The sequence below is a fragment of the Ectopseudomonas alcaliphila genome (assembly GCF_900101755.1).
Lineage (GTDB): Bacteria > Pseudomonadota > Gammaproteobacteria > Pseudomonadales > Pseudomonadaceae > Aquipseudomonas > Aquipseudomonas alcaliphila.
Map to the genome: position 1 here is coordinate 1 of NZ_FNAE01000004.1, position 12487 is coordinate 12487.

10 protein-coding genes and 1 pseudogene are annotated in these 12487 nt (G+C 63.9%); 8 read left to right on the forward strand and 3 right to left on the reverse strand.

Annotation, left to right across the window (positions count from 1 at the left end; translation table 11 throughout):
* Nucleotides 1-423: 423 nt before the first annotated feature.
* Nucleotides 424-555: pseudogene (locus BLR77_RS25095) on the reverse strand (IS110 family transposase); the annotation flags it as partial.
* A 328-nt stretch (nt 556-883) separates the two neighbouring features.
* On the opposite strand from BLR77_RS25095, the gene BLR77_RS14470 reads away from it, so the two are divergent.
* Nucleotides 884-1375 (forward strand): DUF3237 domain-containing protein, encoded by a 492-nt coding sequence (locus BLR77_RS14470; protein ID WP_274379656.1) that lies wholly within the window; start codon nt 884-886, stop codon nt 1373-1375.
* Between the two features lie 30 nt (nt 1376-1405).
* Here the strand turns inward: BLR77_RS14470 and BLR77_RS14475 are convergent, their stop codons facing one another.
* Nucleotides 1406-2020, reverse strand: coding sequence for a TetR/AcrR family transcriptional regulator (locus tag BLR77_RS14475; RefSeq protein ID WP_074678947.1), 615 nt, complete (start codon nt 2018-2020; stop codon nt 1406-1408).
* A gap of 154 nt (nt 2021-2174) precedes the next feature.
* On the opposite strand from BLR77_RS14475, the gene BLR77_RS14480 reads away from it, so the two are divergent.
* The 4 genes from BLR77_RS14480 (at nt 2175) to BLR77_RS14495 (ending at nt 7060) form a co-directional block, all read left to right on the forward strand.
* Nucleotides 2175-3446, forward strand: coding sequence for a serine hydrolase domain-containing protein (locus BLR77_RS14480; RefSeq protein ID WP_074678949.1), 1272 nt, complete (start codon nt 2175-2177; stop codon nt 3444-3446).
* Between the two features lie 140 nt (nt 3447-3586).
* Complete coding sequence (locus BLR77_RS14485; RefSeq protein WP_074678951.1) at nt 3587-4915, forward strand: alginate export family protein; 1329 nt, start codon at nt 3587-3589, stop codon at nt 4913-4915.
* Between the two features lie 36 nt (nt 4916-4951).
* Nucleotides 4952-6034 (forward strand): polyamine ABC transporter substrate-binding protein, encoded by a 1083-nt coding sequence (locus BLR77_RS14490; protein WP_238380582.1) that lies wholly within the window; start codon nt 4952-4954, stop codon nt 6032-6034.
* A gap of 72 nt (nt 6035-6106) precedes the next feature.
* The gene (locus BLR77_RS14495; RefSeq protein WP_074678955.1) at nt 6107-7060 is read left to right on the forward strand and encodes an aldo/keto reductase; all 954 of its coding nucleotides are present in this window, start codon (nt 6107-6109) and stop codon (nt 7058-7060) included.
* A 39-nt stretch (nt 7061-7099) separates the two neighbouring features.
* Here the strand turns inward: BLR77_RS14495 and BLR77_RS14500 are convergent, their stop codons facing one another.
* On the reverse strand, nt 7100-8398 hold the full coding sequence (locus BLR77_RS14500; RefSeq protein ID WP_074678957.1) for an OprD family porin: 1299 nt from the start codon (nt 8396-8398) through the stop codon (nt 7100-7102).
* Nucleotides 8399-8693: 295 nt separating this feature from the next.
* Between BLR77_RS14500 and mhpT the strand changes: the two genes are divergently transcribed.
* The 3 genes from mhpT to BLR77_RS14515 all read left to right on the forward strand — a co-directional run bounded on the left by mhpT (nt 8694) and on the right by BLR77_RS14515 (nt 12385).
* A complete protein-coding gene (gene mhpT, locus BLR77_RS14505) occupies nt 8694-9896 on the forward strand; it encodes a 3-(3-hydroxy-phenyl)propionate transporter MhpT (protein WP_074678959.1) in 1203 nt (400 codons plus the stop codon).
* A gap of 155 nt (nt 9897-10051) precedes the next feature.
* Complete coding sequence (locus BLR77_RS14510; protein ID WP_074678960.1) at nt 10052-10882, forward strand: p-hydroxycinnamoyl CoA hydratase/lyase; 831 nt, start codon at nt 10052-10054, stop codon at nt 10880-10882.
* A 60-nt stretch (nt 10883-10942) separates the two neighbouring features.
* Nucleotides 10943-12385 (forward strand): aldehyde dehydrogenase, encoded by a 1443-nt coding sequence (locus BLR77_RS14515; protein ID WP_074678962.1) that lies wholly within the window; start codon nt 10943-10945, stop codon nt 12383-12385.
* Nucleotides 12386-12487 lie beyond the last annotated feature (102 nt).

Sequence of the window (12487 nt, forward strand, 5' to 3'; positions counted from 1 at the left end):
TTCGAATGTCTCGGATCTGCGCGAACTCACTAGCTCGTGCAAAGGCTTGGGCGCCTACCTATCCAGAATGGAGCCCACCTGATGACTGGAACTGGAAGGCGGTAGAAAGCCATGCTCGCCGGCTTCAGCGAGTTCTAAAGAAGGTCACCTAACACCTCGTATATGGACTCGCCCCAAAAGTAGTGAGCAAAGCTTCTCTTCTGCACCTGTCGTCAGTGCGGTTGCATTCGTATATCCGGCCTGTTCTGGGCTTTCCGCCCTGGCCATTCTGTAGTTCGCGCAGCGGGGGCCAAGCGTTCAATCGATCCCCGGGATCATCGTTGTTATCGGCCTTGTTCCGCTGTAGGACTCGCCTGTTTCGACAGTGCTGTTGCTCACCACAACCACAAGAAAACCATCACGCCTTCCTGATCACCCTCGCCGTCAGGCGGGCTTTGTGCTCTGCCAATTGCCATTGAAGCGCCGCTCGTGGCACCACACCGCCCAGCAGATCCGCACCAGTTTGTTGGCCAGGGCCGCCTTCTCGTGGCCCCTCACGGCGGGGCGCGCCCATCTGTAACGCGAGTGATGCCGCTTCAACTTTGACCATCTGCCGCATCACGCCGCATAGACGCCGTGCAGGCCGTGCAGAGCGCATCAGGCGCGAGAAGGGCAACGCGATGCCCTTCTGTTCTACACGGAGGAAGGGATCAGGGCGCACGGTGACCCAGCCTGTAAACGTGCTTGCCAGTCGAAGACTCGGGTATCGCGATGGGGGCGATGCCTGTACTGGGTTTATATTTATTGATTTAAAATATTTATAGGATTAAGAGTTTCTGAGGGTGCACTCCAGTCCGCGTGACCGCGCCGGGTGCAGCCTTCCACCTGATCAGGAAAATAGGCCGTGAACAACCCTACTTACCCGCAAACCGCGAGGCTGGAACTCGTCATGAGTCTCGCCGTGATCATCGATGAAGGCGTTGTGTTGGGGCGCTGTGCCGATGGTTACCGTGTCAATTACCCGATCATCGGTGGCACCTTCGAATGCCAGGGTGTCAAGGGCAGGGTGCTGCCAGGTGGTGCCGACACCTACCGCCTGCGGCCGGACGGCGTAGGAGAGCTGGATGCCCGCTACAGCCTGGTGAGCGATGACGGCGATCTGATCAACATCCATAACACGGGGTTGCTGCTGTTGACCGAGCAGGGCAGGGCCTTGGAGAGCCAGGATGTCTGGCCGCTCCCCGAGCGCGAATACCATTGCACCTGCACGCCGCGCTTTCAGGTGGCCAATGGCGCGTTGGGCTGGCTCAACCAGCAGGCCTTCATCGGCCGGGTTCACTACCCCACGGCCGACCGGGTGCTGATCCACTGTTTTGCCTTGCAGGCCGTCGGCTAGCTGCGCTGAACAACGTACCGGGTTACACCGCTAGCGGGCGATCATGCCCTGCAGGATCAGGCCGCTGGTCAGGCGGACCTGGCGCCGGTGCTGCTCGAGATCCATTGGCTCGCTGCTGGTCAGGCGCAGCAACTGCAGGTGCGAGTAGTCGTTGAGCAGGAAGGCCGCCAGCTCCACATCGAGATCGGCGCGCAGCTTGCCGCGCTCCTGCAGGTCGCGCAGCAGGCTGGCGATCTCGTGCTGCAACTCCTCGTTGAGGCGTTTGTATTTTTCCGGCAGGTCACTTCGATCACCGCCTAGCACATGCAGCAACAGCTCGCGCCAGATCGGCGCCGGCAGCATGCCGAGGGCATGATCCACCAGCACCTGTTCCAGGTAGCACAGCGCGTCGAGCGGGTCGTCCAGCTCGGCCATGTGGATGCGTGCATCCAGCAGAGCCGTCTCGTCGGCTTTCTGCAGCATTTCCAGGAGGATCTCCTGCTTGGAGCTGAAGTACTTGAACACCGTCGGCGGTGAGACGCCGGCTTCCCGGGCGATCTGCTCGATGGTGGTGTTCTCGAACCCCTGCCGTTCGAACAGGGCTACACCCGCTTCACCGATGGCCTTGCGGCGCATGGCCTTCTGACGTTCGCGCAGACCGCTCACTGATGTTTCTCCTCGTCCTGATGGCGTGCTCCGCGAGCATAACGGAAGTAGGTTTTCATACGTAAATATTTTATTGACTAAAGATTTTTATTAAGGCAATTATTCTGTCACATCTGCCGCGTGCAGAGCTTCCTGCAAGAAAGGACAGAGGTTCATGACTTCCTCCGTAAACGCCCCGCTCGCCAGCTCCCTGGCCCGCCACTACGCCGAAGCCCACGAGGCCCTGCAGCACGCGCAGGCGCCGCAGCCCTTCATGAGCGGTTTCCCCCCGGTCGAAGCGCAACGGGTCACCTGGGACAACTGGATGCGTCCATCCTTCAACAAATGGGGCTTCCGCCATCTGGAGCGCCTGCGGCCGAGCATCAGCGTGCCCTGCGGCCAGGCCATACACGCGCTGCCCGAGGCTTTGCAGGATCTTGATGGCTTCACCTTCGCCAGCGAGTGCGGCCTGAGCGTGCGCCTGGACGAGCATCTGCTGGCCAGTCATACCGATGGCTTCATCGTGCTGAAGTCGGGGCAGGTGGTGTACGAGCGCTACTTCAACGGCCACGGCGTCAATGATCGCCACGTCATGTTCTCGGTGACCAAGTCGCTGATCGGCACCCTGGCCGAGCAACTGATCCACGCCGGCAGGCTCGACCCCGAGCGCCTGGCCGGCGACTACGTGCCGGAGTTCGCCGGTGGTGCCTACTTCGATGCCAGCGTTCGCCAGTTGCTGGATATGGCGGTGGGCATCTCCTACACCGAGCAGTACGACGACCCGGCCTCGGAAAGCTCGCAGTTCGGCTACGCCTGCGGCTTCCAGCCGGCGCCGGCGGCGTTCGCCCAGTACGCCTCGCTCTACCAGTTCCTGCCATCGCTGCGTAAGCGCGGCGAGCATGGCGGGTTGTTCCACTACGTCACGGCGACCACCGAGGCGCTGGCCTGGGTGATGGAGCGGGCCTGTGGTGAAGCCTGTCACGAACTGCTGGCGCGGATCTGGACGGCGATCGGCTGCCAGCGCGACGGTTATTTCATGGCCGATCCCTGGGGGCGTGGCGTGGCCGGTGCCGGCTTCAACGCGACGCTGCGTGACATGGCGCGCTTCGGCCTGCTGCTGGCCAATCGCGGCCAGCACCAGGGCCGGACGCTGCTCGCGCCGCAGGCCATCGAGGCCATCGCCGACGGCGCCGACCCGGCGGTCTACGCCCAGGACGATGAGTTCGCCCAGTGGATGCCGGGCGCCTCTTACCGCAGCCAGTGGTACGTGTTCAACGACCACAGTCGCGCCATCGTCGCCGGCGGCATCCATGGCCAGTACCTGTTCGTCGACTTCGCGGCCGACGTGGTGATCGCCAAGCAGTCCTCGCTTCCCGAAGCGGTGGGCCTGTTCGACGTCGACAACGTCCGCGCGCTGCGCGCACTCGCTGCTCACCTGCGCGACTGAGCCAGCCCCCCCAAAGGAACAAGAAAGATCTGGTGGCCCGCGCAGGCGGGCTTGCCGGTTTGCAGCCGGGCGACGAGTGCCCGCCCGGTCTGCTTTGCAACTGCCCTGTGACACAAAAACAACTTACCCAGGAGCATTTCATGATCCGCGTTCCCTCTACCTCCACGCTGCTGGCCGTCGCCGTGCTGAGCAGCTCCCAGGCCATGGCCGGGTATACCTTCGAGGAAGGCAACCTCTCCGGCGAAGCCACGCTTACGGTCGGTGGCGCGACTCTCTCCACGCGCAACGTCAACTTCGGCGCCGGTCGTGTCGACCAACGCAACGGCCGCAACGACGGCACCCGTATCGACTGGCAGGAGTTCTACCTCAAGCCCGGCGTGACCCTGAAATACGCCATCGACCCCGATTTCGACCTGATCGCCGGTGGCTCCGTGGTGGCGGCCAAGACCTTCGGCGACGGTGATGCCGGCGGTTTCACCCGTGGCTCGGACGGCTACACCGCAACGGAGGAGGCCTATGCGGGCTTTCGCGCGGGGGAGTGGACCTTCACCGCAGGGCGGCAGAATTATCTGGTCGGCAACGGCTTCATCGTGATGGACGGCAACCTAGATTCGCGAGGCGACGGTGCCTACTGGCTGGGGCCGCGTACAGCCTTCCGCGATTCGGGCATCCTCGCCTGGGATCATGGTGCGCTCCGGGCACAGGCCTTCAGCCTGCGCACCGACTCGCACCTGGGCGACTTCCGTCTCAACGGCGCCAACCTGGACTACGACCTGGACGGCCAGGTGACCCTCGGCGCCATGGCCATGAAGGTGGATTCGCAGACCAACACCTATGCCACGCCACTGCGCCGTGACGGCATGCAGGTCTACAACTTCCGCGCGCTGCAGGGCAAGCTGCCGGGCCTCGATGCGCTGACCCTCAACGGCGAGTACGCCGTGCAGCGTGGCAGTGGCGATGGCGTCGACTACGACGCCAAGGCCTGGTACGCGCAGGCCGACTATGCCTTCGAGGCGCTGCCGCTGAGCCCGGTGCTGGGGTATCGCTACGCGGTGTTCTCCGGCGATGACGACCTGGCCGACAACACCCAGAAATCCTGGGATCCGCTGAGCAAGGGCTTCATCGACTGGGGCACCTGGCTGGTCGGTGACGTGATGGGCAACTACGTGCTGTTCAACAGCAACCAGCGCGTGCAGCAGTTCTCCCTCAAGACCCGCCTGAGCGAGACGCTCACCCTCGGCGCCATCCACTATCAGTTCTGGCTGGATCAGAACAACTACCAGGGCATTGCCGTGGACAATCGTCGCTTCGCCAACGAGAACGTGGTGTTCCTCGACTGGACACCGACCGAGCGCCTGTACACCTCGCTGTCCTACAACTGGGTCGACGCCAAGTCGGCGGCCAGGCAGGTGTTCGGCGATGATGAGCGCTTCAGCGCCCTCGAACTCTACTTCACCTACCGTTACTGAGCACCGCCAGGAGACACCGCGATGAAAGCACTACCTATGGTCGCCGCCCTGACCCTGGCACTGACTGGCGCCGCTGGCGTTCATGCAGAGCCGCGCACGGTGAGGATCTACAACTGGATCGAATACATGCCGCCTGAGATTCTCAAGGGTTTCGAGGCAGAAACCGGCATCCGCCCGGTGTACGACGTGTTCGACAGCGCCGAAACCCTGCAATCCAAGCTGCTCACCGGCAACTCCGGCTATGACGTGGCCTTCCCGGGCAGCGCGTCGCTGGGCACCTTCATCGGTGCTGGTACCTTCGAGAAACTCGATCGCAGCAAACTGCCCAACTGGCATTTGCTGGACGAAACCTTCATGGCCGAGCTGGCCAACAGCGGCGATGAAGGCAACCAGTACGCCGTACCCTACATGTGGGGGACCAACCTGATCGGCTACAACGTCGACAAGGTACGCGCGGCGCTGGGGCCGGACGTGAGGCTCGATAGCTGGGATGTGATCTTCAAGCCGGAGAATCTCTCCAAGCTCACCTCATGCGGGGTCGGTTTCCTCGATTCACCCGGCGACATCCTGCCGATTGCCTTGGCCTATCTCGGCCTCGATCCGAACTCGGAGAAGGCTGAGGACTATCGCAAGGCGCAGGACCTGATGATGACGATCCGCCCGTACATCACCTACTTCAACTCCTCGCGCTACGGTTACGACCTGGCCAACGGCGATATCTGCGTGGCGGTGGGCTGGTCCGGGGGCATCGAGCTGGCGCGCAAGATGGCCGTGGCGGCCGGCAAGGGCGTGAAGATCGATATGTTCCTGCCCAAGGAGGGCGCGCCGCTGTGGTCCGACGTGATGGTCATCCCCAGGGGCGCGCAGAATGTCGAGGAGGCCCATGCCTTCATCAATTACCTCTTGCGCCCGGAGGTGATCGCCAAGGCCAGTAACGCCATTGGTTACCCCAACCCCAACAAGGACGCCACGCCCTTCGTCGACCCCGAGGTGCGTAACAATCCCAGCATGTACATTCCGGCTGACAGGATGAGCTCCCTGTACGCGCTCAAGGCCCTGTCGTTGAAGGCCGAGCGTATCCGCATGCGTACCTGGAACAGCATCCGTACCGGCAAGTGAGCCGCACCGGCGCGGTGGGGCATGGCCCGCTGCGCCGGTTGCGCATGACCTTTCGCCATTCAAGGAGCGGGTATGTCCGCAAGCAAAGCATTGGGCAACACCGGGTTGAGGATTTCGCCGCTGGTGCTGGGTGGCAACGTGTTCGGCTGGACGCTGGATGCGCGCGCCTCGTTCGAGCTGTTGAGCGCAGCCTTCGAGGCCGGGATTACCACCCTGGACACGGCCGATGTGTACTCCAACTGGGTCGAAGGGCACGCCGGGGGCGAGTCCGAGCTGATCATCGGTCAGTGGCTGGCCGCCAACCCTGGCCTGCGTGATCGCCTGACCCTGTTCACCAAGGTCGGCGCCGCGATGGGCGAGGGTGGCGGGCTGTCGCGCCAGTGGATCGTGCGTGCAGTGGAGGACTCGCTGCGGCGCCTGCGCACCGACTACATCGACCTGTACTTTTCCCACTATCCCGACGTGCAGACGCCGCACGAGGAAACTCTGCGGGCTTACGAAAGCCTGATCGCCAGCGGCAAGGTGCGCGCCATCGGCGCTTCCAACTACAGCCTCGAGCAACTCGACGCCGCCCAGGCGATTGCCGCCGATGCCGGCTTGCCGAGCTATGGCGTGCTGCAACTGGAATACAACCTGTACGACCGCCAGGACTACGAGACGCAGCTGCAGGCTTATGCCCAGGCCAAGGGGCTCGGCGTGGTCAGCTACTTCAGCCTTGCTTCCGGCTTTCTCAGCGGCAAGTACCGCACGTTCGACGATATCCGGCAGGCAGCACGGGCCGAGGATCTGGAACGGTATTTCACGGAGCGTGGCCAGCGCATTCTGGATGCCCTGGCACTGCTCAGCGAGCAGCTCGGCATCAGTCCCGCCAGCATTGCGCTGGCCTGGTTGATGGCGCAGCCGGGGATCAGCGCGCCGATCGCCAGCGCCACCAGCCTGGCGCAGTTGCGTGCGTTGCAGGCTGCCATGACGCTGGAACTGGACGAAGCAGCATTGCAGATGTTGCGCCAGGCGAGCGCCTGGTGAATGTGCGTCGCCACACGGCGACGCGAGCTGCGGGATTCGTCACCAGATCGGCAGGTTGTAGGTGACCATCAGGCGCGTCTGGTTTTCGTCGCGGAAGGCAGCGCCAGCAGGGAAGTCGTTACGGTAGAACGACTGCCGAACGCGCAGGCCGACGCCGCGCAGTGGGCCGTCCTGGATCACGTAGCCCATTTCCCACTGGGCTTCGCGCTCCTTGCGGTCATCGACGCCGAAGGCCGCCAGTTCGATGTTGTCACCGCGCACGTAGCGCAGGCGCGCGGTCAGGCCGGGCACGCCGGCAGCGGCGAAGTCATAGTCCCAGATGGCCTGCCACATGCGTTCCCTGGCATTGAGGTAGTCGGAGCTCATGGTCATCTCGCTGATGCCCATCAGCTCGGTGCCGGAGATGTAGGGCGTGGCGGTGTCGCCGCCCTGGTGGGCATGGCCGAGGGTCCAGCGGTGGCCGCCGAGGCCGTAGGCAAATTGCAGCGACAGGTGTTGGTTGTCCACCTTGCCGGCATCGGCGCTGCCGTTCTCGTCGCTGAAGAAGGCGCGCAGGTCGGTGCTCAGGGTGCCGGGGCCGACCGGTATCCTGTGCAGGGCGCCGAGGTAGCCCTGCTCATAGAGGTCAGCCACTTCCAGGTAGTGGGCCTTGAGCGTCAGTTCCGGCGTCAGGGCGTAGTCGCCACCGACGAAGGCCATGTGCGAGGTAGTCGCGCGACCATTGAAGCGGCCGTTGGGCGAAGCGACGGTCATGGCCTCGTAGTCGCTGGAATTGCGCTTGGCGATGCGGTCCACGTAGCCACCGTGCAGGGTCAGGCCGTCGATCTGCGAGGAGGTCAGGTAGCCGCCGCGGAAGGTCTGCGGCAGCAGGCGCGACGGGCTGGAGAGCGCCGACGGCAGCGCCAGGTTGAGGTCGCCGGCCTGCAGCAGGGTCTTGTCGATCTTCATCTTGCCGGTCAGGCCCAGGCGTGAATATTCGTCGGCGGCGCGCCCGCTGCTGGGTGATACCGGCAACAGTTCGGTGCCGCTGCGATCTGGCGAGGAGTCCAGTTTGACGCCCAGCAGCCCGGTGGCATCCAGGCCGAAGCCCAGCGGACCTTCGGTGAAACCGGACTGGAACTTGAGGATGAAGCCCTGTGCCCACTCACGTGCTTCGGACTTGGCGCCGTCGTCCTGGTAGTCGCGATCCAGGTAGTAGTTGCGCAGGGTCAGGTTGGCGTGACTGTCTTCGATGAAGCCCTGGGCCTGGGCACCCAGGGACATTGCGACGCTGCACAGGGCGACGGCATGGGGCAGGGGGCTGCGCGCGAATACAGCGTGAAGAGGCCGTGTAGGCATGCTCGGTACCTTTTTTGTTGTTATCCGGCGGATTGCCGTTGCGCACAGAGGATGGAATCGCTCATCGGCCTAATCAAATGATTATGTCCGATTATCGAACGTTAAATTAATTAACTAATTCGTAACGAATCACTGCAAATCGATTTAACTGTTTGTTTTTAAAGGAGTGATCGAACTGAGCTGGGGTGTCTGGGTTGGGGATGTTTTTTTAGTTTTGTTTGTTAATCTTTTTGCATCGAGGCCGACGTGTCTCGGCGCCACTCCTGAACAAAAACAACAAGAGCGAGGCTCCGCCATGCAAACCCCATCCAGCCGATCCCGGCTGACCATCGTCATCTGCTTTATCGTCGCCCTGATCGAGGGGCTCGACCTGCAATCGGCCGGCATCGCCGCCGCCGGCATCCGCGCTGCCTTCAATCTGGATCCGGGCATGATGGGCTGGATGTTCAGTGCCAGTATCATCGGCCTGCTCCCCGGCGCCTTTCTCGGCGGCTATGTCGCCGATCGCATCGGCCGCAAGAAGGTGCTGATCGCTGCCGTGGTGCTGTTCGGCATCTTCTCCCTGTGGACGGCCTACACCAGCAGCCTGTCCGGCCTGCTGGCGGCACGTTTCCTCACCGGTCTCGGCCTGGGAGCGGCGCTGCCCAACCTGATCGCGCTATGCGCCGAGGCCGTGGACGAACGCCAGCGCAGCACCGCCATCAGCATCATGTACTGCGGCGTCCCTCTGGGCGGCGCGGCGGCTGCGGTGATCGGCATGCTGGCCGGCGAGGCCTGGCAATGGGTGTTCATCGTCGGCGGCGTGGCGCCCCTGGCCATTGCGCCGTTGATGCTCTGGTTGCTGCCGGAGTCCTCGGCATTCCACCAGCAGCAGGCGCGCGCCACGTCGGACCGGCCGTCCACCGTGGCTGCGCTGTGCGGCGATGGCCGCACGCGCATCACCCTGTCGCTGTGGATCAGCTACTTCTTCACCCTCACCGTGATGTACATGCTGCTCAACTGGCTGCCGTCGCTGCTGCTGGAGCTGGGTTTCAGCAAGCAGCAGGCCGGTACGGTGCAGATGGTCTTCAACATTGGCGGGGCACTCGGTTCGCTGCTCGGCGGGGTACTGCTCGATCGCTTCCAGCGCACACCGGTGGTGCTGGGTATCTACTTCGGGCTGCTGCTGGCACTGGCCGGAATCGGCTTCTCCACCAGCCTGGCGAGCATGGCGGCGGCGGGCTTCGCGGCCGGTGTGTTCGTGATGGCCGCGCAACTGGTGCTCTATGCCCTGGCCCCGGCCTATTACCCCACCCAGGTGCGAGCCACCGGTGTGGGTGCGGCGGTGGCCATCGGCCGCCTGGGCTCGGTGAGCGGGCCGCTGGCCGCCGGGCATATCCTGGCCGCCGGCGCCGGCACGGCCGGGGTGCTGATGGCGGCCGCTCCAGGACTGCTGGTGGCCGCCCTGGTGGTGGTCGCGCTGGGCAGCCGGGAGCGCCGCGCGGCTGCTCCAGCTTGAGTTTCTATTAATCAGGTTAATCATACGGTCGATACCGCTGTATCCAGCGATTCTATCGGTGCGGTGATCGAACGAATCAAGCAATTAGTTAATTGACATAACTATTTGCTCGGCCTACCTTGAGCACATCTACCCCACACATGCAGGACATTCCCATGAGCAAGTACGAATCGCGCTGGCAGACGGTCAAGGTCGAAGTCGAAGAGGGCATCGGCTGGGTCATTCTCAATCGTCCGGAAAAGCGCAACGCCATGAGCCCGACCCTCAACCGCGAGATGGTCGAGGTACTGGAAACCCTGGAGCAGGACGCGGACGTCGGCGTGCTGGTGCTGACTGGCGCGGGCGAGTCCTGGACGGCGGGTATGGATCTGAAGGAATACTTTCGCGAAGTCGATGCCGGCCCGGAGATCCTTCAGGAGAAGATTCGCCGCGAGGCCTCGACCTGGCAGTGGAAGCTGCTGCGCATGTACGCCAAGCCGACCATCGCCATGGTCAACGGCTGGTGCTTCGGCGGTGGCTTCAGCCCGCTGGTGGCGTGCGACCTGGCGATCTGCGCCGACGAAGCGACCTTCGGCCTGTCGGAAATCAACTGGGGCATCCCGCCGGGCAACCTGGTGAGCAAGGCCATGGCCGACACCGTGGGCCACCGTCAGTCGCTTTACTACATCATGACCGGCAAGACCTTCGGCGGGCCGAAAGCCGCCGAGATGGGCCTGGTCAACGAGAGCGTGCCGCTGGCGCAGCTGCGTGAAACCACCATCGAACTGGCGCGTAACCTGCTGGAGAAGAACCCGGTGGTGATGCGCGCGGCGAAGATCGGCTTCAAGCGTTGCCGCGAGCTGACCTGGGAGCAGAACGAAGACTACCTGTACGCCAAGCTCGACCAGTCGCGCCTGCTGGACAAGGAAGGTGGCCGCGAGCAGGGCATGAAGCAGTTCCTCGATGACAAGAGCATCAAGCCGGGCCTGCAAGCTTACAAACGCTGAGCTGTGCCAGGGGCGGTCGTGCCCGCCCCCCGTATAACAATCACAAGATGGAGCCAGACCATGTTCGAAGTGCCTTTGCTGATCGCCGGGCAGACGCGACCGGCCACCGGTGGCGCGGTGTTCGAGCGCCGTAGCCCCTTCACCGGCGAGACCGTCAGTCGCGTCGCTGCCGCCACCTTAGAGGACGCCGATGCCGCCGTCGCTGCCGCGCAGGCGGCCTTCCCGGCCTGGGCTGCGCTGGGGCCGGGTGAGCGCCGCGCGCGCCTGCTGGAGGCCGCCCGTTTGCTGGAGGCCAACCGCGAGCGCTTCATGGCCATGGCCGTGGAGACCGGCGCCACCGCCGACTGGTACGGCTTCAACGTCAAGCTGGCGGCCAACATGCTGCGCGATGCCGCCGGCATGGTCACCCAGATCAAGGGTGAGGTGATTCCCTCCGACGTGCCGGGCAGCTTCGCCATGGCCCTGCGCCAGCCCTGCGGCGTAGTGCTGGGCATCGCCCCGTGGAACGCGCCGATCATCCTCGCCACCCGCGCTCTGGCCATGCCCCTGGCCTGTGGCAACACCGTGGTGCTCAAAGCCTCGGAGAACAGCCCGGCGGTGCACGGACTGATCGGCGAGGTGTTGCAGCAGGCCGGCCTCGGCGATGGCGTGGTCAACGTCATCAGTAATGCCCCGGCCGATGCCGCCGCCATCGTTGAACGGCTGATCGCCAACCCGGCGGTGCGCCGCGTCAACTTCACCGGCTCCACCCATGTCGGTCGCATCATCGGCCAGCTTGCCGCCCGCCATCTGAAACCGGCGGTGCTGGAGTTGGGCGGCAAGGCGCCGCTGCTGGTGCTGGACGACGCCGACCTGGAACAGGCCGTGGCCGCTTCGGCTTTCGGCGCGTACTTCAACCAGGGGCAGATCTGCATGTCCACCGAGCGGCTGATCGTCGATGCGCGGGTTGCCGATGACTTCGCCGCACGCCTGGCCAGCAAGGTCGCCACCCTCAAGGCAGGCTTGCCGGGGCAGGCCTTGCTGGGTTCGTTGATCGACGCAGCAGCAGGCGAGCGCATCATGGCGCTGGTACAGGATGCCCTAGACAAGGGCGCGGTGCTGCTGGCCGGCGGGCAGATCGAGGGCAGTGTCATGCAACCGGTGCTGCTCGATCGGGTAACCCCGAAAATGCGCCTGTACCGCGAGGAGTCCTTTGGCCCGGTGGCCGTGATCCTGCGTGGTGATGGCGACGAGGAACTGCTGCAACTGGCCAACGATTCGGAGTTCGGCCTGTCGTCGGCGATCTTCAGCCGTGACGTGTCCCGTGCGCTGAGCCTGGCGCAACGGGTGGAGTCGGGCATCTGCCATATCAACGGGCCGACCGTGCACGACGAGGCGCCAATGCCCTTCGGCGGGGTTAAGTCCAGCGGCTACGGCAGTTTCGGCTCCAGCGCGAGCATCGAGCACTTCACCCAGTTGCGTTGGGTGACGGTGCAGAACGGCCCGCGTCACTACCCGATCTGAGTGTCTGTCCCTGATCTGTGCTGGTCGTTCGAGTGGCGTGCCTGCCGCGAGGCCAAGCGCGTGCGGTTTGCGCGATCATTGGACGTATGAACTGAGTCTGCC